The 18,870-nt window shown below is 59.9% G+C and carries 15 protein-coding genes and 1 pseudogene; 9 read left to right on the forward strand and 7 right to left on the reverse strand.

Translation table 11 applies throughout. From position 1 onward, the window contains the following. Positions 1 to 692: 692 nt before the first annotated feature. From ligD to ACSQ2A_RS21920, 4 genes are all read right to left on the reverse strand, one after another. On the reverse strand, positions 693 to 3,215 hold the full coding sequence (gene ligD / locus ACSQ2A_RS21905; protein WP_436073968.1) for a DNA ligase D: 2,523 nt from the start codon (positions 3,213 to 3,215) through the stop codon (positions 693 to 695). 2 nt (positions 3,216 to 3,217) lie between these two features. Beyond that, positions 3,218 to 4,084 (reverse strand): Ku protein, encoded by an 867-nt coding sequence (locus ACSQ2A_RS21910; protein WP_436073969.1) that lies wholly within the window; start codon positions 4,082 to 4,084, stop codon positions 3,218 to 3,220. A 271-nt stretch (positions 4,085 to 4,355) separates the two neighbouring features. Next, positions 4,356 to 4,793 (reverse strand): VOC family protein, encoded by a 438-nt coding sequence (locus tag ACSQ2A_RS21915; protein WP_436073970.1) that lies wholly within the window; start codon positions 4,791 to 4,793, stop codon positions 4,356 to 4,358. 58 nt (positions 4,794 to 4,851) lie between these two features. Further along, complete coding sequence (locus ACSQ2A_RS21920) at positions 4,852 to 5,367, reverse strand: cytochrome b (protein WP_436073971.1); 516 nt, start codon at positions 5,365 to 5,367, stop codon at positions 4,852 to 4,854. 171 nt (positions 5,368 to 5,538) lie between these two features. Between ACSQ2A_RS21920 and coxB the strand changes: the two genes are divergently transcribed. The 6 genes from coxB (at position 5,539) to ACSQ2A_RS21950 (ending at position 13,535) form a co-directional block, all read left to right on the forward strand. Continuing rightward, positions 5,539 to 6,432, forward strand: a complete 894-nt coding sequence (gene coxB, locus ACSQ2A_RS21925) for a cytochrome c oxidase subunit II (RefSeq protein ID WP_436073972.1) — start codon at positions 5,539 to 5,541, stop codon at positions 6,430 to 6,432. Further along, positions 6,429 to 8,915 (forward strand): cbb3-type cytochrome c oxidase subunit I, encoded by a 2,487-nt coding sequence (locus tag ACSQ2A_RS21930; RefSeq protein WP_436073973.1) that lies wholly within the window; start codon positions 6,429 to 6,431, stop codon positions 8,913 to 8,915. Before coxB ends, ACSQ2A_RS21930 begins: the two co-directional genes overlap by 4 nt. Further along, entirely contained in the window at positions 8,912 to 9,322 is a 411-nt protein-coding gene (locus tag ACSQ2A_RS21935; protein ID WP_436073974.1) for a hypothetical protein, read from the forward strand. The genes ACSQ2A_RS21930 and ACSQ2A_RS21935 overlap by 4 nt, the downstream gene beginning before the upstream one ends. Beyond that, entirely contained in the window at positions 9,319 to 9,945 is a 627-nt protein-coding gene (locus ACSQ2A_RS21940) for a cytochrome c oxidase assembly protein (protein WP_436073975.1), read from the forward strand. The genes ACSQ2A_RS21935 and ACSQ2A_RS21940 overlap by 4 nt, the downstream gene beginning before the upstream one ends. Continuing rightward, complete coding sequence (locus tag ACSQ2A_RS21945; RefSeq protein ID WP_436073976.1) at positions 9,942 to 10,955, forward strand: c-type cytochrome; 1,014 nt, start codon at positions 9,942 to 9,944, stop codon at positions 10,953 to 10,955. Before ACSQ2A_RS21940 ends, ACSQ2A_RS21945 begins: the two co-directional genes overlap by 4 nt. Positions 10,956 to 11,057: 102 nt before the next feature. Then, positions 11,058 to 13,535, forward strand: coding sequence for a membrane-bound PQQ-dependent dehydrogenase, glucose/quinate/shikimate family (locus ACSQ2A_RS21950; RefSeq protein ID WP_436073977.1), 2,478 nt, complete (start codon positions 11,058 to 11,060; stop codon positions 13,533 to 13,535). A 284-nt stretch (positions 13,536 to 13,819) separates the two neighbouring features. On the opposite strand, the pseudogene ACSQ2A_RS21955 reads toward ACSQ2A_RS21950, so the two are convergent. Beyond that, positions 13,820 to 14,712: pseudogene (locus ACSQ2A_RS21955) on the reverse strand (SDR family oxidoreductase). Positions 14,713 to 15,151: 439 nt separating this feature from the next. On the opposite strand from ACSQ2A_RS21955, the gene ACSQ2A_RS21960 reads away from it, so the two are divergent. Further along, on the forward strand, positions 15,152 to 15,391 hold the full coding sequence (locus ACSQ2A_RS21960) for a hypothetical protein (RefSeq protein WP_436073978.1): 240 nt from the start codon (positions 15,152 to 15,154) through the stop codon (positions 15,389 to 15,391). Between the two features lie 101 nt (positions 15,392 to 15,492). Here ACSQ2A_RS21960 and ACSQ2A_RS21965 read toward each other — a convergent pair whose 3' ends face one another. Beyond that, entirely contained in the window at positions 15,493 to 15,669 is a 177-nt protein-coding gene (locus tag ACSQ2A_RS21965; protein ID WP_436073979.1) for a PRC-barrel domain-containing protein, read from the reverse strand. Between the two features lie 243 nt (positions 15,670 to 15,912). Then, on the reverse strand, positions 15,913 to 16,725 hold the full coding sequence (locus ACSQ2A_RS21970) for an alpha/beta fold hydrolase (protein WP_436073980.1): 813 nt from the start codon (positions 16,723 to 16,725) through the stop codon (positions 15,913 to 15,915). A 169-nt stretch (positions 16,726 to 16,894) separates the two neighbouring features. On the opposite strand from ACSQ2A_RS21970, the gene ACSQ2A_RS21975 reads away from it, so the two are divergent. Then, positions 16,895 to 17,338: a PPC domain-containing DNA-binding protein gene (locus tag ACSQ2A_RS21975; RefSeq protein ID WP_436073981.1), complete on the forward strand. Its 444-nt coding sequence runs from the start codon at positions 16,895 to 16,897 to the stop codon at positions 17,336 to 17,338. Between the two features lie 223 nt (positions 17,339 to 17,561). Continuing rightward, on the forward strand, positions 17,562 to 18,431 hold the full coding sequence (locus tag ACSQ2A_RS21980) for an alpha/beta fold hydrolase (protein ID WP_436074035.1): 870 nt from the start codon (positions 17,562 to 17,564) through the stop codon (positions 18,429 to 18,431). Positions 18,432 to 18,870 lie beyond the last annotated feature (439 nt).

An 18,870-nucleotide genomic window follows, 5' to 3' on the forward strand; every position in this document is an offset into this window, starting at 1 on the left:
CATGCGCCCCGGTTCCGAAAAGGCATCCAAGAAGTCCCCCCGTGCGTTGTTATGCGCGGTGTCTTCAAAGGGGTTGAAATGGTTCAGTATCGTGTCATCGATCTGCGCTCCGGCGCTGAGGCCGAGCAAGTGATAGACGCACGCAGCCCTATCCTGGCCGCTACTCTCGTATTGGGCGAGAATGTCATTAGAGGAAATCGCAACCTTGGCGCCCCGGTTTGCCGCGTTTATTGGCAGGAAGACAGCGGCCCAACCAACATGGTACGGCTCTATCGCGGACGATTGGGGCTAGCTCAGGGATGGAGCTTAGGAACGGCTTTATCTTTTGCGCATTCGTGATCGAACCATTCCTGAAACGGGCCATTGAACTACGTCGGGGCAGTCCCGCTCCTGTGGTGAGCTCTGACTCTCTGGTGAGAAGGCCCTGGTGTTGCTCTGGGGCCTTCTTTTTGTCGTCGCCTTGGTTGCGCTTCCCTGCTTGCCACCCCGAGGCGGCGGGAGACGGCGAAACTTTGACGTAGCTATTGGAACGTGCATGCAGGTGAGCTTCTTCGTTCGTTCGAGCATGCCGGAGAAGCTGTTTTGTAAGATGCCCCGCTACGTTATGCGCTAGCCTTGCTCCGAATTGAGTCTCGGGCCTCAACGAATCCTGATGATCGCCCTTCTTGCAGATGCCTTCGGTCGGGCCTGGCCTATTTGAGGGTCTGCTTTTGCCGGCGGTAGTTGGACCAGGGTTGGCTCTTTGCCCGTTCTATGGCCGCCGCGAGTGAGAATTGATTGGCGGATTTGAGCTTTGGGACTTCGTCCCATTCTATTGGTACGGCCACTGGAGCGCCTTCGCGGGAGCGGACGGACCACGGGCAGATGGCGGTCGAGCCACGTTCGTTGCGCAGATAGTCGATAAACAATCGGCCCTTGCGCTTTGCCTTGGACAAGTTGGCCGTGAAGCGGTCGGGTTCTTCTTCTGCCAAAGCCTGCGCAAAATCCTTGCAGAAGGTCTTCGCCTCCGGCCATTCCGCCTGCGGCTTGAGTGGCACGACAACGTGGATACCCTTGCCGCCGGAGACCATAGGAAAACTGGTGAGGCCTCGGTCCTTTAGTCGATCGCGAATATCGATGGCCGCACCGGTGATAGCCGAGAAATCGAGGCCCTCGTCGGGGTCGATGTCGAACACCAGACGATCCGGACGCTCGATGGTATCGAAATGCGAACCCCAGATATGCCATTCCAGCACGTTCATCTGCGTGCCGGCGACGAGGCCGGCGAGGTCATCGACGTAGAAATAGCTCTGGTTGTCGCCGTCCTTCTCGGTGATGACTTTCGAGTGCAACTGCTCGGGAAATCCGCCGGTATCGTGCTTCTGGAAAAAGCAATGCTTGGTCCGGCCCTGTGGGCATCGCACGAGGCTTAAGGGCCGGTCCTTGATGTGCGGCAACATGGTGCCCGCCACGTCCTCGTAGTAGGCGACCAGTTGCGATTTGGTGATACTCTGGTCGGGATAGACCACCCGATCGGGCGACGTCAGACGCACGCCCAGCTTTTCGGCTACGGCCTCACCATCATCTGAGATGGATTCTGTGGTTTCCATTCGAACCTCCGCCGCGTCCTTGTCTTCGCGTAGTCCCACAAAGCTGGGGTGGCGAATGATGTCGTCACTGGTAAACTCTGTGTAGGCAATTTCGGCGACGAGAGCCGGCTTGACCCAATTGGCGTCCTGGGCTCGCTCTGCAGGCATGTCGGCGAATGGGCTGGTCTTGCGCGCCAACTGTTTCAGCTTTTGATCGAGTTCGGCCAGCGTGTCCTGGCTAAATCCTGTGCCCACCCGGCCGCGATATAGCAGTTTCCCGCCCTCCAAGGTCCCGACGAGCAGCGATGCAAAGCCGCGCCGTTTGCTGGAAGGCGACCAGCCGCCAATGACGAATTCTTGGCGCTTGAGGCATTTGATCTTCAGCCAGTTGGTCGTGCGCTCGCCACGATAGGGCGCCTCTGCTCGTTTGGCGATAACGCCTTCGTGGCCTTCGCGACAGAGCGCGTCGAGCACCTTCTGGCCGTTTCCGACGATGTGAGAAGAATACTGGATTGGGTTCTTTTTGGCAGATTTGGAAAGCAGGTCTTCGAGACGAGTCTTGCGCCCGATCAGGGGCAATCCTGTAAGATCCTCGCCGTCGACTTCGAGCAGGTCGAAGGCGAAGAATTCGAGCCGCCCGCCTTCCGTCAGCATCCGCTTGAGCGTGGAAAAATCGGTGCTCCCCTTCTCGTCAAAGGCGCAGATTTCGCCATCGATCAGAGCCGAACCAATCTTGAGCGCCTGAAAGGGAGCGACCAGCGCACCAAATTGCTTGGTCCAGTCAAGACCGCTGCGGGTGTAGAGGCGAACGCTCTCACCTTGGACTGCGGCGAGGCAGCGATAGCCGTCATATTTCATCTCGAAGAGCCAGCCATCGCCGTCGGGCACCCGCTCCACCAGTGTCGCCAACTGCACGGGACGAAATGCCGGGGTCTTTCCTTTGGCCGCGGTGGCGAGCAGGCTGGTCCTGTCGTCTTCCTTTGCGGCTTGATCGGGATCGGAATGCCAGACGGCATCGGTCCTGGTCTTGCTCGATTTGACGGCGGCCGCGCCGCTGGCGATCTGTTTTAGATCCCGCCCGGTATCGACAGAGCGGGTGAAGCGCGTGGTGAGCGTGTCCTTGTCCCGTGCGTAGCTGTCGCGATGCTTGATGAGCAGCCAGTTTTCGCGATCAGGACCGGAGCGCCGTTTGCTGTCCCGGCCCTTCATGTGCACCAGCACATACTCGCCCTTCATCCGCTCGCCATAAAGGCGGAATTTCAGGTCGCCGGCCTCAAGGCCTTTATGTGGATCGCCGATTGCTTCCCAGGTGCCGCGATCCCAAAGCATGACGGTGCCACCACCATATTCGCCCTCGGGAATGGTGCCCTCGAAGCCGCCATATTCAAGCGGGTGATCCTCGACGCGGACTGCAAGGCGTTTGTCTCCCGGGTTATTGGACGGTCCACGGGTGACGGCCCAACTCTTGAGCACACCGTCGAGCTCAAGGCGGAAATCGTAGTGGAGGCGCGTGGCATCGTGCTTCTGCACCACGAATGAGCCTCGTTCGCCGCCAGACTTCGGTTCCGCACCGGCAGGTTCCTGGGTTTTGGCGAAATTGCGCTTGGACTTATAGTCTTTAAGAAGGTCGTCTGGTTTGGTGGCCATGGTCAGCTCGCCTTTTTGCGAGCCGCGCCAGAAGTGCGCTTTTTGGTACCGGCTTTCGCCGGAGCTTTTTTGCGACCTCCCTCAAGGCTTTCCTTGAGAGCGGCCATCAGGTCGACGACATTAGAGCCGCTGGGGCGCTCAATCTCGTCATCCTTGTCGGCGGTGATCTTGCGACCCTTGTTCTTCATCTTGCGCTTGATGAGGTCGTGTAAGGCGGCCTGATAGTGGTCCTTGAACACCTTGGCGTCGAACGCGCCTGTCTTTTTCTCGATCAGCGCTGTCGCCACCTCGAGCAGTTCAGGCTCCGCTTTTTTGCTCGATATTTGCGAGAAGAACGGGTCCGCCTTGCGGATCTCGTCTTCGTAGTGAAGCGTCTCGAGAATGAGCCCGGTGCCGCTGGGTTTGATGGCCGCGAGATATTCCTTGCCGCGCATTGCAAGCTGGCCAAGGCCCACCTTCTGTGACTTGCGCAGGGCGTCGCGGATCACGCGAAAAGCGTCTTCGGCCAGTTCGTCGGTCGGCACGACGAAATAGGATTTGTCGTAGTAGATCGGGTCGATTTCGCAGGCGCCGACAAATTGCGTCAACTCCAGCGTCTTTCGAGTCTCGAGCTTTACTGCGTCGATTTCATCGTCTGTCAGCAGGACGTAGTCGCCCTTCTCATATTCAAAACCCTTGATGATCTCGTCTTTGTCCACTGGACCCACGCCTGCCACCACCTTCTCATAGTGGACGGGCTTCCCTGTCTGTTCATGGATTTGCCGGAAACTGGGCTTGGCGCTGGTTCGCGCGGCGCTGAAGAGCTCCACGGGAATAGAAACCAGCGAGAGGCGCAACTGGCCTTTCCAGATCGGGCGGGTAGCGGGCATGACGGCGTTTCCTCAGTCAACTCGCCAGATCAACGCCGCGTAGCGCCCCCCGTTCCGTTTCGGCGTGGGGGTTAGGCTGGTGCTTTCCGGAAATTTTCACCTTTAATGTGGGCCCAAGCACGAAACTAAATGGGAGGGGGTGAGAACTGCGGCATGGTCAACGTGCCAGACGGTCTGGTTCGTCCTGCGGGTGTGTTTCGACGATACCTCTGGCCGCTTGGGACGCCCCTCCGCGCCGCATACGAGGTATTGGTAGTGCACCTGACAGGGCTCAACCCAGCTCTTGGGCAAGTCCGATGAGAAGCCCTTCGGGCCCGCGGATATAGCAGAGCCGATAGGTGTCTTGATACTGGACAACCTCGCCGACGAGCTGCGCACCTCGGTTGGAGAGCCGTTCAAGCGTTTCGTCGATGTCGTCGACGGTGAACATGACTCGAAGATAGCCTAGAGCGTTCACCGGATCCTTGCTGTGATCTGCGACAATAGCCGGCGCAAGGAAGTGGGAAAGCTCGAGCCGGCTGTGGCCGTCCGGCGTGCACATCATGGCAATCTCGACTTGCTGATCGCCAAGGCCAGTGACACGCCCGGCCCATTCTCCTTCGATCATGGCCCGCCCTTCGATGGCGAAGCCGAGTTCGAGAAAGAAATCGATCGCCGCGTCGAGGTCTTCGACGACAATTCCCATGTTGTCCATCCGCTTGAGCGCCATTTTGTCTTATCTCCAAGCTCATCAGACTATCGGGCATGAAGCCGCTTGCAGGGCGAGTCTACAGGTGGTCGGGTCGTTTCCCATTGGAGGGAGATGAGCTCAACATCCGCCCGACGACACGATTGCCCAGCACCAGTTCCTCCACAATGGCGCCGCCGACATGGAGGAAGATGATGGGGATGAGAACGAACCGACCGAGTTCGTGCAGTACGGCGGCGATTTCTATCCCGCCAAACCAGGCGAGGGCACCGGTGATCGGCATGAGATAGAGAAAGCCATAAAGCAGCACGTGTGTGGCATGGCTGAGCAGGTTCAGTAGGGGATGATTGCCCCGAGGTGGCTCGGGCGCGCCGCGCAAGACCCGGATGCCCACGCGCAGGGTGGCAAGAAGCAGAACGAGAATTCCGACCGTGGCGTGGAAGATGGCGCCGAAATTGACCGGCATTGCGTCGGCGAGGCGCTGGGCAAAGGCCTGTTGCATGTCTGAATTGATAGTCAATTGCACGACGATCAGTGCGGCGATGGTCCAATGGAGGACGATCTGCAGGCGGGAGTACCCGCTCGGTGCTGACATGCTTTTCTCCCTCGCTGCCATTTTCATGGAACTCGCCTAAGGCATTGGCGTTCCACCAGAGTTGATTTGCGGGGGTGTATGCAACAGGGGCAGCGTCGTTCCTTTCTCGTCTTTCGGGTCGCGCCCATCGTCTGCGCGCCGGCTCTTGCCGGCTGCGTTTCCGAACAGAGCATGCTCCATCCAGCTGGTGAGGACGCCGCGGCCGTAGCCAATCTCTTCTGGGTGATGGCTGCCGGGACCGTGGTGATCTGGCTCATCGTCATGGGCATCACCGTCTATGCCGTTCTCGGCAAGAAGCGCCCCAAGACCGAACGGTTTGCCGACCGCTTCATCCTCATTGGCGGTGTTGCCTTTCCAACGATCACGCTCGCGGCCCTGCTGATCTTTGGTCTGGCGCTGCTGCCTGATTGGGTGCGGTCAGACCGGCCCGACCTGCGCGTCCACATCACAGCCGAGCAATATTGGTGGCGAGTGGCCTATGAACTGCCTGACGGCGCCCTGGTCAACACTGCAAACGAACTACACCTGCCTGCGGGGCAGACGGCGGAATTCGTACTGACATCCACCGACGTCATTCACTCTTTCTGGATCCCTAACCTGGGAGGCAAGATGGACGTCATTCCTGGCCGCACCAATCTCTGGCGCCTGCGGCCCACCGAAGTGGGTGTCTTTCGTGGGGTCTGCGCGGAGTTTTGTGGCCCCTCCCATGCCCTGATGGCCTTTCCGGTGGTGGTGCACGAGCCAGCCAGCTTCGAAAGCTGGCTGGCTGACGAAGCCGCGGGCATCGAGGAGAAGGAAGCGCACGCCCTTTTCGTGTCGGCTGGCTGCGCCGCTTGCCACGCTGTGCGTGGCACCAGCGCCGGCGGCGTTGTGGGGCCGGATCTCACCCATTTCGCCGGTCGCCGCTCCATGGCCGCCGGCACGCTCCCCATCAACGCAGAAAGCCTGCAGAGCTGGCTGATAGATCCCAGCCATCACAAACCCGATGTGCGCATGCCCGGCTATGCCAGTCTCGAAGCGGCCGAGCGCGACGCCCTTGTCTCCTACCTTCTGGATCTCAAATGACCGACAAGCGCGCCGAAACAGAACAATTGGCAAAAGTCTGGGACAATCCCGGGGGTTGGCGCGCCCTGTCCGACGTCAACAACTCCATCGTTGGCCTCTGGTACTTTGCCGCCGCCTTCGCCTTCATGCTCTTTGGTGGCGCCCTGGCCCTCATCATCCGCATGCAGCTTTTCGTGCCTGAGAGCACACTGGTTACATCCGAATTCTACAGTCAGGCCTTCACCCTGCATGGCACGGTGATGATGTTCCTCTTCGCCGTGCCGATCTTCGAGGCGGTGGCGATCCTGATCCTGCCCGGCATGCTGGGCGCGCGAGACCTTCCGTTTCCGCGCCTCTCGGCCTTTGGCTTCTGGTGCTACCTCATCGGCGGAATTTTTGTTTGCGGCTCGATCTTTTTCAATGCCGCTCCCGATGCCGGCTGGTTCATGTATCCGCCGCTCTCGACCGAACAGAGTGGCATCGGCGCCGATATCTGGTTGCTCGGGCTCTCCTTCATCGAGGTGGCCTCGATTGCCGCAGCGGTCGAACTGATCGTAGGCGTGTTGAAATGCCGGGCGCCCGGCATGCATATCAACCTCACTCCGCTCTACGGCTGGTACGTATTGGTGGTGGGCGGAATGATCCTCTTTGCCTTCCCCCCGCTGATTGCGGGCGACATTCTGTTCGAACTCGAACGCCTGCTCGACTGGCCCTTTTTCGATGTGACACGCGGCGGTGACCCGATCCTCTGGCAGCACCTGTTCTGGATCTTCGGACATCCGGAAGTTTACATCATCTTCCTGCCCGCCATCGCGCTCCTCGCCATGATCGTGCCCACCTTCGCGCAGCGCGAGATTACTGGCTATTCCTGGATTGTCCTATCCGCGCTGGGAACGGGCTTCCTCAGTTTCGGGCTCTGGGTGCACCACATGTTCACCACCGGCCTGCCGTCCGTGTCGCTGGGATTTTTCTCCGCCGCCTCGGAAGCCGTAGCCATTCCCACGGGCATTCAGATATTCGCGTTCATCGCCACAGTCATGCTCGGCTCCGTGGTGCGCAGCGTGCCAATGCTGTTCTGCCTCGGTGCCCTTGCCGTTTTCATCATCGGCGGCCTGACGGGCGTGATGGTGGCTGTGGCGCCCTTCGATTTCCAGGTCCACGACACCTATTTCATCGTCGCGCACCTGCATTACACGCTGATTGGCGGCATGCTTTTCCCGGTCATGGCCGGCATTTGCTACTACTACCCCCTGATCATGGGCAAGGAACTGTCCCGCGCCTATGGCATCTGGTCATTCTGGCTGATGCTGATCGGGTTCAACATGGCCTTCTTGCCCATGCACCTGACCGGCATGCTCGGCATGCCACGCCGCGTTTTTACCTATGGCGCCGACCGCGGCTGGACCGAGCTCAACATGGTTTCCTCGGTCGGCGCATTCATTTTTGCCGCCGGCTTTCTGCTGCTGGTCTGGGACTGCGTTCGCCCCAAAAGGCATCAGCGCGAAGCGCCGCGCAACATCTGGAACGCGGGCACACTCGAATGGGCTGCAAGCTTCGGCAACACCTGGGGCATGCGTTCTATTCCCGAGGTCAACAGCCGGTACCCGCTTTGGGATGACAAGGACTTCCTGCGCAAAATCGACGAAGGCGAGGGCCTGCTGGCCAATGCCAAAGAGGGGCGGCGCGAAACCCTGGTCACAAGTGTGCTTGATGCCCAGCCTATTCAGGTACTGCGCGTCGGTACCCCGACTTGGCTACCGATGATCGCGGCCGCCGGCCTCGGCGGCGTCTTCATCTTCATGACTTTCAAGTGGTGGCTGCCCATGGGCCTGGGCGGCGTCGTATTTCTTGTCGCCGTGCTGCGCTGGCTCTGGACTGGCACCGCCGAAATCCCGGAAAAGAAGACCAAGGACATCGGCGGCGGCAAGCGCATCCCGCTTTATGTTTCGGGCTACAAGTCCACCGGTTGGTGGGCCATGTTCATCACCATGACTGGCGACCTCACGGCCTTCCTTGCATTACTGTTTGGCTACTTTTTCTTCTGGACCATCCACCCCGATTTTCCGCCGCCGGATATGTTCGGGCCGGGTTGGTTCTGGCCAGCGATAGCGGGTGTCCTCATTCTGCTCGCCTGGGCTCTGACCCTTGGCGCCCGGCTCGTCAATTCGGATGGGCGCTCGGGTCTGGCACGACTGTTTCTCTTGCTCGGCGGTTTTGCGACGCTCTGCGGCGGCCTTGCCTTGATGGCGGGACCATGGACCACAGGTCTCGACCCGACCGCGCATTCATATCCGGCTATCGTATGGGCGCTGGTCATCTGGATCCTTGCGCATCTGGCGACCGGGATGTTGATGCAAGGCTATGGTTTTGCCCGCCTCGTCTACGGCAAAGCGACGCCCACCCATGACGCTGACCTCTGGAACATCACGCTCTATTGGCACTTCGCCGCGTTTAGTGGTGTGCTGACTGCCATTGTCATCGGAGGCTTTCCGTATCTGACATGAGCAAGGAAAATCCCATCACCGAGGAGGTCAGACGCGAAACCGGCTCAGGCACCGATCTCTGGAGCGTTATCATCTCGCCCAGCATTTGGGCGCTGCATTTCCTCGTCTGCTACGTGTCGGCCGCCATCTATTGCGAGAAGCTAGGGCGGGATGCGCCGTTATCCGACATCCGCCTTCTGGTCGTCGTCATCACGGTTGTCGCCTTGGCCGGCATTTTTTGGTCGAGCATTCGGTTGTGGCGGGTCCACGATCGTAGCCTCACCGACAATGACTTCGAATACGAGCACAACACCTCCGAAGAACGGCACCGGTTCCTCAGTCACGTGGCGCTGATGCTCTGCGTGCTTTCGGCAGTGGCGGTCATCTATGTGACCATTCCCATGCTCTACCTCGAGAGCTGCCGATGAATCCGCGCTTTTTCATAGCGGCTGGCATTCTTCTGCTGCTCCTGGCCTGGGCCGGTCCGCTGCCGCGCCTCGTGCCTGACAGCTTTGCCGCGCACATGGCTCTCCATATGGGTGTGGTTGGCATTGCCATCCCCGTCATGGCCATGGGGTTGGCGCCGATGATCGCCGACCATCCCTGGCTGCGCTCGCAACTGGCCCTGCCCATCGCCGTCAGCCTTCTTGACCTTCTCATCGTCTGGGGCTGGCACGCGCCGGCCTTGCACCACGCATCGCGTACCTCCGGTTGGGCTTTGGTATTTGAGCAGGCCTCCTTCGCTTTTGCCTCGCTCCTGGTCTGGCTGCTCGCTCTCGCGGCGCCGAGCGGCCGACGGGCCCAAGCTGCGCTCGCCGGGGCGCTGACGCTCTTTTTCACCTCCATGCACATGACGCTTCTGGGGGCGCTGATCGGTCTCGCTCCTCGTTCGATCTATCCCGGTCACACCCATCACGCCGTGTTTGGATTGAGCGAAATGGCCGACCAGCAGGTGGGCGGCGTCATCATGCTGGCCATCGGCGGCATCATCTACCTCGCGGGAGGGCTGACGCTTGTCGGTCGAGCCCTCCGGCGGCCGGTGCCGTCATGAAGCGGCTCGGCCTTTTTCTCACCAGCGCCGCCGCCGGAGCGCTATTTCTGCTGGCTATCCCCCTCGCGGGTCTTATCGACCATGCCGTGCCATCCGGCGGCAACGGCCCAATGGATTGGTACACACAACTGGCCGCACGCCAGTCGATAGCGCTGCGCTCGGCCATGACGGCGGTGCCCAATCTCGATGATCCTAAAATGGTCTTGCGCGGGGCAGGGCACTTCCAGCTCGTCTGCGCCGCCTGCCACGGTAGCCCTGAAGCGCCGTCTGCACAGATAGCGCAGGATCTGTCCCCCGCGCCGCCCCAACTCACCAGCTGGCGCCCCGATGCGCGTCTGTTCCAGACAGTCAAATACGGCATCCGGCATACCGCCATGCCGGCCTGGCCTACCGAAATGCGTGACGACGAGGTCTGGGATATGGTCGCGTTCCTGCGGCTGTTGCCGACCATGGACGCTGAAACCTATGCACGCCTCGCCCATGGAGGCGCCGAACCCGGCTCCTGCGCCGCATGCCACGGGCCAGACGGGCAAGGGCGTGGCGGCGCCTTTCCGCGTCTTGATATCCAGAACCCGCAATACGTTGCCGATGCCCTTGTTGCCTTTCGAGATGGCAGTCGGCCGAGCGGTACGATGATGTCAGTAGCGCGACAGTTCACCGAAGGGGATATTGCCGAGCTTGCCAAACTCTACGGCCGCTCGACGCCATTGCCCCCCTCGGGCGACAATGATCTGGGCAAAGTCATCGCCTCGGAAGGTATCGTGTCGCGCGACATCCCCGCCTGCGACCGCTGCCATGGCCCGAGTACTCGCGCAGACTTCCCACGCCTCGCCGGCCAGTCCGCCGACTATCTCCGGCGGCAGTTGGAACTGTTCCAGAAGCACGGCACAGAGCGCGGCGGCCGTTACGCGGACATCATGGCCAAGGTTGTTCAAGATGCCCTTGAGGAAGGTCCGCACCGCCTCGAGCCGGAAGAGATCGGTGCGGTTGCCGAACATTACGGGGAGTAGGGGGCGATAACAGGCCATAGTCCCTTGTTGCCGCTCGATTTCTGCCCATGGCGGAACTGTGGCCCTCCCAAGGCGTTCGCCATAGAGACAGGGAGGAAAAAAATGGCAAGACGGTCCGAACAGGGGTGGCAGAAGAAGGGCGCAGGCTTTTGGTGGACCATGTTGGTGGCTGCGGTCCTTGTCATTTTCGGCCTGCCCATTGCTACCGGTGGCGCATGGCTGATCGCCTTGGGCGGCTCCTGGTATTATTTGCCGGCGGGGCTGGGATTGTTGGCCACCGCCTATTTCCTGTTCCGTCGCGATGCGATGGCGGTCTGGGTTTATCTCACAACATTTGTCGTGACGGTCATGTGGGCCCTCTGGGAGGCGGGACTCGATGGCTGGGCACAAGTTCCACGTCTGATTGCGCCGACTGTCGTTTTATTGCTGATCCTGTCGGTTTGGCCTCTTTTGCGCAGTAGCGCACCGAGGCTGAGAAGCGGCCTTGCCGCTGGATTTGTTGTGGCGTTGGGTGTCGCCGGGGCCGTCGGCGTCAATAGCCATGGCGGCACATCTCTCTTCGCTCAGGAAGCGCCAGCCCTGGAACCAACACCCGAAGCACCCTCGGCACCCGAGCAACCCGTGCCCACGCCCTCGGCACCAACCTATGTGGCGCCTGAAACAGGGGCAGACTGGCCCGCCTATGGTGGCACGCACCGGGCATTGCGCTATTCGCCGCTTGAGCAGATCACGAAGGAAAACGTGGCCGGCCTTGAGAAAGTCTGGGAATTCCGTACCGGCGATTTGCCGCAAAACGACGAGCCCTTCGGCAATCAGAACACACCGGTCAAGGTAGGCGATCGCCTCTATCTCTGCTCCGCGATGAACAAGATCTTTGCTCTCGACGCGGCGACGGGCAGTCAATTCTGGACCTTCGACCCGGAAGTGTCCACAGACGCCCTGGGCTATAATGCCTCCTGCAGGGGCTTGGTCTATTTCGAAGACCTGACCGCCGAACAGGGCGCACTTTGTGCTACGCGCGTCGTGAATCTCACCCACGACGCCCGCATGATCGCGCTTGATACGGAGACAGGCCAGCTCTGTCCGGACTTTGGCAACGGCGGAATGGTCAATCTCATGGAAGGCATTGGGGACGCTGCCCCCGGCTTTTATGCCCCGACCTCGCCGCCAACCCTGGTTCGTGATGTGCTGGTGGTGGGCAGCCAGGTCAGCGACAATCAGGAGCGTAGCGCGCCATCGGGTGTGATCCGTGGCTTCAACGCGGTAACCGGCGAACTGGAATGGGCGTGGGATATGGGGCGGCCGGGCGAAACCGGACTGCCGGCCGAAGGCGAGATCTATACCGAGGGCACTCCAAACAGCTGGACTATAGCCTCCGGCGACGACGAGCTTGGCCTTGCCTACATCCCCATGGGCAATTCGGCTGTCGACTATTGGGGCGGCGACCGTTCCGAGGCCGAAAACACCTATTCTACCGCGATAGTTGCTCTCGACGTCGAGACAGGCGCCGTCGCCTGGCACTATCAGACGGTGCACTACGATATCTGGGACTACGACCTTGGGGGGCAGGGGAGCCTTGTCGATTTCCCCACTCCAGATGGTCCGGTTCCAGCGATCATCATGCCGTCCAAGCAGGCCCAGTTCTATATTCTCGACAGAGCCACCGGCGAGCCGCTGGTCAATATCGAGGAACGTCCGGCGCCGCAGGGCGGTGTCGAGCCGGATCGGCTTTCGCCCACGCAGCCTTATGTGACCGACTTTCCCAATCTCCTGAAGCCCGAGCTCACCGAAGCACAGATGTGGGGTGCGACGCCGCTCGATCAGCTCTGGTGCCGCATCCAGTTCCGTCAAGCAGCCTATGAAGGCGTCTATACGCCACCCACCGTCGACCAGCCCTGGATCCAGTTTCCCGGCTACAATGGCGGTACGGATTGGGGCGGCATTGCTGTGGATCCAGTCCATGGTGTCCTGATCGCCAACTATAACAACATGCCGAACTACAATCAGCTGGTGCCGCGCGAAGAGGTCGATGCCATGGGGGTCGTCTCGATCAATGACCCAAGCTATGATCCGGCCGCTGGTTCGGGCTCGCATGGATCGATCAGCCCGCAGGCGGAATCGCCCTATGGCATTCGCGTCAATGCCGGTTGGCGCGTGCCATTCACCGGGCTCCTTTGCAAGCAGCCACCCTATGGTGGCATCGCCGCCATCGATCTCAACACGCGCCAGATGTTGTGGGATCGGCCTTTCGGCTCCGCGCGCAAGAATGGGCCTTTTGGCATACCCTCGATGCTGCCCATCGATATCGGGACGCCGAACAATGGCGGCGGCGTCGTGACGGCATCGGGACTGTTCTTCATCGGGGCGGCAACCGACGATCTATTCCGGGCTATCGACATCGAAACCGGCGAGGAACTGTGGCAGGTAACATTGCCTGCAGGCGGTCAGGCCACACCCATGACCTATGAAGCCGGAGGCAAGCAGATCGTCGTCATCAATGCCGGCGGCCATGATTTCATGGAAACGCCGATCGGCGACTATTTCATCGCTTATGCCCTGCCGGCAACGGGAGGGTCGTAGACGGGGGCTGGCTAGCGCCGTTGCGGATGGGCGCTCGCGCTATAGAGCCGCACCATATTGCGTCGTCCGGTACCATCCTCCCAATATACCCGACACACCAGATCGCGGTGATGTCCTCCGCGACAAAGGCTAATCCCCAGAGCAAGCAGTGCCGCTTGTTCTGGGGAGATGGCCTTGACGACGATCTCTCGTGGGATCGCATTGCCGCGGCAATCGAAAAGCCTGAACTGTGTCAACGCCCCTCCCTGACAACGAGGCCGTGGCGGCATGTGGCCAGCGACAATTCAGGCTATGCCTTTGCCGCCCGTAACGCCGAAAACCTCGCCGGTGATGTAGCTCCCTTCCTGCGAGGCAAGCAGGACATAGACGGGGCTTAGCTCTACCGGTTGGCCTGGTCGGCCAAAGGCGCTGTCCTTGCCGAAGGTCTCGACCTTTTCCGAAAACTGCCCTCCGCTCGGCTGCAACACGGTCCAGAATGGGCCAGGCGCCACGGCATTGACGCGAATACCCTTTTCGATGAGTTGGGTGGAGAGCGCCTTTGTGTAGGCCACGATGCCCGCCTTGGTTGTGGCGTAGTCGAGAAGGTGGGCAGAAGGTTCATATGCCTGGATCGAGGCAGTAGTGATGATGGAGGCGCCAGGCGGCAGATGCGGCACGGCGGCCTTCGCCAGCCAATGCAAAGCGTAGAGATTGGTCTTGAGCGTGCGGTCGAAATCTTCGCTCGAACCTCCTCCACCGACTTGCGCGCCTGCTGCCTTGCCGCGTTGATAACGAGAACATCAAGGCCTCCCAGCTCCCTGATGGCATCTGCAATCAGGGACTTGCAGAATTCCTCGTCTGAAACGTCGCCGGGCAATCCCACGCCTTTGGTTCCGGCTTGTTCGATGTAGCCGAGTACTTCTTCGGCGTCGCTCGCCTCGATGGGGAGGTAGTTGATCGCCACATCGGCACCTTCACGGGCATAGGCGATGGCAGCGGCCCGCCCGATACCGGAATCACCGCCGGTGATAAGGGCCTTGCGACCGAGCAGGCGGCCGAAACCCGTATAACTCTCTTCGCCATGATCGGGAGCGGGGCGCATCTCACGAACGAGACCGGGGGGAGATTGTGGCTGTCGCGGAAATGGCGGCGAAGGGTACTGGTATCGAGGGTCCTGCATCGTGAAACGATCAGCCATGGTGATCTCCTTGTCCTTCTGACAAACGTCGCAGCGAAGGGGCCGTTCCGATGCTCCATTGCGAAGCCACCAGATCGTTCAGTCTGGTCGAGGTTTCTCCAACTGTTTCTCCGATCAGCGATCGCACTGGCCGGATGTCCGCGCGCCGCCCTGCGCGAACACTTCCCCGCTGCCCCTCGGCGTGTTCCGCGGAGTATTGGCAGGGGAGGCAGACGAACAGCAGCCTTCCTCAAGAGACGGAAATGGAAACGGGAACCAGGAGATATCAACAAAAGACCGGGCAACCCGCTGAGAACTACCGCGTTCTTCCTCCAAGAGGAGGATGCAATGTATGATCATTATGAGACTGGCTCGGCATTTAAGGGAAGATACTCGCCGGCAATGGCTGAGCGGCTTTCCTTCTTGCGCTCGTTATTCTGAGCAATGTGGGGATTAGAAAATGACCCAACATGTGCCACCGACGATGAGAGAACCGAAGGGCGATCACAATCGCCGCCTTTCATTAGGCATGGACCCTGATGCGTTCGCCGCAGCAGCCGGAATTACCGTGGAACAACTAAGAGCCTACGAGCTGACCGGCCCGGATCAGGACTTCGATCTAGAGGTTGCCGATCGTGTTGGATGGGCCCTCGAACATCTCGAAGCGAATCCGCCGAGCAGCCAGAAGGTGCGGAACTAGACCGCGCCATCTAGGGGGTGTTCAGGGGTTGCGTGCCCGGGCTCAATGCCATTTCCGTATTCGACGCAGCGCGTATCGACTTCCTGAATCGCTGATGGCGTTCAATCTGCCAGGTTGGATACGACAATACGGTTGTTGATCAACTGGACATCGGCGAGCTCGACCATGATGCTACCCCCATTGGTCGACAAGACCAGACCTGTGGGAGTGTCCTGATCGTCGCCGATCACGCTCGCAACCACACCCAGAGCCATGCCGGACGTATCGACGACTTCCATGCTACGGTTTGTTCGACGGTCAGTCCAAGAACGGCAATTGACGCGTTAGCGTCGGTCAATACGACCCCCTTCGCGTTGAATTCCTGCGCGTAAGTAGCACTGTTCGAAAAGCAGAGGGCGAGAAGGACCGTTAGGATTTTTCGCATGTTTGTCTCCACCGCATGTGCAGGAACCCCCGGGCAGGCCCGAGGATTCGAAGTCTGTTCGTCAACCGCGTGTTCTGCAGCGACCGGCTGAAGTTGTTCAGCGCTTCAGGAAGGTTATGAGCGCACTGTTGAACTCATCTGCATGGCTGACATTGAAGCCGTGCGGCGCTCCTGGGATCACGACCAACTCGCTGCCGGCAATCGCCCTGTGTGTACGAAGGCCCGAACCTTCGAGGGGCACGATGCCGTCTGCGTCGCCGTGGATCACAAGCGTGGGGACGCTGATGCCATCCAGATCGCCGCGGAAGTCGGTGGTGCCGAATGATCTCATGCAGCCCAGCGCAGCCGTCTGGTCCGAAAGACGGCATAGCGCGATCGCCTTCTGCCGCTCTTCCTCTGAAACCTTCAGCGCTCCATTGGCCGAGAAGAAATCCCTGGTGAACTGATCGAAGAAAGCCTCGCGGTTTTCCTTCAGTCCGTTTTCCATTTCCGCTGCCTTTTCCTTGGTGAGCGGGCCTTCCGGATTGTCCGGCGTTTTCATCAGATAGGGTGGCACGGCAGCAGCAAAGACGATCGAATGCAGCTTTGTCTCCCCGTGGTCAGCGACATACTTTGCGACCTCACCGCCACCCATGGAAAAGCCAACCAGCGATACGTGGGTCAGGTTCTTCTCGTCGATGATGGCGGCGAGATCCGAGGCCAGCGCTGCGTAATCATAGTGCTGGGCGGATTTACCGGATTCCCCGAATCCACGTCGGTCGTAGGTGATGACGCGAAAGCCTGCCTGCTGCAGCGCGGGGACCTGCTTCTCCCAAGCTTTGCCGGAGAGGGGCCAGCCGTGAATGAGGATGACCGGGCGCCCGTCTCCCCCAAAATCCTCCACATGAATAGCTACGGTCTGATCGGCCACGGTCGTGTTCCTTCCTTTGGGTATCGAGGAAGGCAACGACGTGTGAAACGCGTTGTTCCCGGCCGCTTCATCACGATCAAGAAAGGCGCTCGTCGCCTGTGGTTGGTCTGCTTCGGAACCAAGCGAGGCACCCGTGCATTCGGACAACATGGTTCGGAGGAGGTGATTTGTGCGCTCGAAGGTAATTCACGAAGCGAATGGCGAAAGGACTTTTGCCGTCATTCTCGAAACGGGCGATGAGGTGATGGCCTCGCTCAATGCCTTCGCTGTCGAGCATGGGCTGAACGCCGCAACGTTCAAGGCAATCGGTGCCCTCTCTGGCGCGACGCTGGCATTTTTCGATTGGGACAAGAAGGAATATCTCCCCATTCCCGTAAACGAGCAGGTGGAGGTCGCCTCGCTAATCGGCGACGTCGCGACAGGTCCGGACGGAAAGCCGGCGATCCATGTCCACGCGGTGCTGGGAAAATCGGACGGGGCTGCTGTCGCCGGGCACCTCAAGTCCGCGTTTGTGCGCCCGACTCTCGAGATCATCCTGACCGAAGCCCCGGGGCATTTGCGGAAGCGCATTGATCCCGCCATCGGCATCGCGCTTGTGGATCTCACGCTTTGACCGCCGACGATCGCAGCAGCCTTCCGCCTCGCGATGCGCCGATGAAAAGCCCGCCATGACGAGCCAGGGATTCCGGCGTCCCTGTTGAAGCCCGGGCGGTATCCAAACCTGTCGACATGGAACCTACCCATATGGCGGCAGTTGTCCGGTTGCATGCCAGTCCTGTCGGGGTCAACCGGCTTCTTGGGTCGGAAATAGCAGTTTGGGAGGCACCGTGCAGACCATGAACAAAACTAGGCACCGCACCGTCAATGTAGGTGGTGTAGACCTTTTCTATCGGGAAGCCGGACAGCGTGGCGCTCCGGGGCTGCTGCTCCTGCACGGCCAGCCCTGCTCGTCATTCTATTTCCGTCAGATCATTGGCCCGCTGTCCGAAGTTGCACATGTTGTCGCTCCCGACCTGCCGGGCTTCGGCTTTACAAAAGCGGCGGACGACTACCCCTACACTTTTGACGCCATGGCGGAAACCATCGGGATGCTGATGCGCGAGATCGGTATGGATCGGTTTTATTTGTACGTCCACGATTTCGGATCGCCTGTCGCTTATGCCTTGGCACTAAAATACCCCGAACGCGTGCTGGGGCTTATCATCCAGAATGGCAATGCCCATGAAGAAGGTCTTGGTACACCTTGGGCTTTGGTCAAGTCATACTGGGCCAACCCCACTCCTGCGAACCGTGCCAAACTTCCAGAATGGCTCAACTCTGAAGGCGTCAAGCATACCTATGTCGGTGACATTCCCGATCACCTCCTGCCGCTCGTAGCGCCGGAGGGCTGGCATCTTGACTGGGAGCGTATGAGCCAGCCAGGGCTCGTCGAAATCCAATTCCGGATCTTTTCCGATTATGGCTCGCACGTAGCTCGTTTCCCGGAATACGCAGCCTACCATCGCGATCATCAGCCCCCCGCGCTGCTGCTCTGGGGGCGACACGACCCATACTACGAAATCGAAGAGGCCTACGCATATGCCAGGGATCTCGATAGGGTCGACATGCACATATACGACGGTCCCCATCTTTTGCTTGAGACCCACTACGCGGAATGTGCAGGCATGATGCGCAACTTCATCGTCAATGCGCGCAGTGATCGCTGACGGCTATGTCCGCGTATCGGCGACCCACGGCTATGGACCGTTGCGGCCGGCATCAGATCATTCATTCCACTAGTATATCGATATTGGTGAGAAGCATTGAATTTCGAGATGCGAAATCAGCAACTGAATCGTTTCACGCGAGTTCCTGCTTCTCGGGAGGCAGAACGCCCAAGGGCTCGGCCTGGGACCGTACATCGCGTCGCAGATTGCAAAGGCACGTGGAGGCGATCTTCAGATTAATCGGATGGCGACGAAACGCATTTCTTCTGGATTGCCTCTATGAAGACTGACCCGACGACCAAACGGCTTTCTCATCGAGTTGCGTGAGTGGCATCTCGCTGCCGGACGCGGCGCGAATGATACCTTGATCGCTTGGCGTCCTGACTGCATATCATTCCGCCGTTCCTGCCCTAGTACCCATTTGCCAACAAAGAGAAAA

This window comes from Devosia sp. LjRoot3, from assembly GCF_964252865.1.
Lineage (GTDB): Bacteria > Pseudomonadota > Alphaproteobacteria > Rhizobiales > Devosiaceae > Devosia.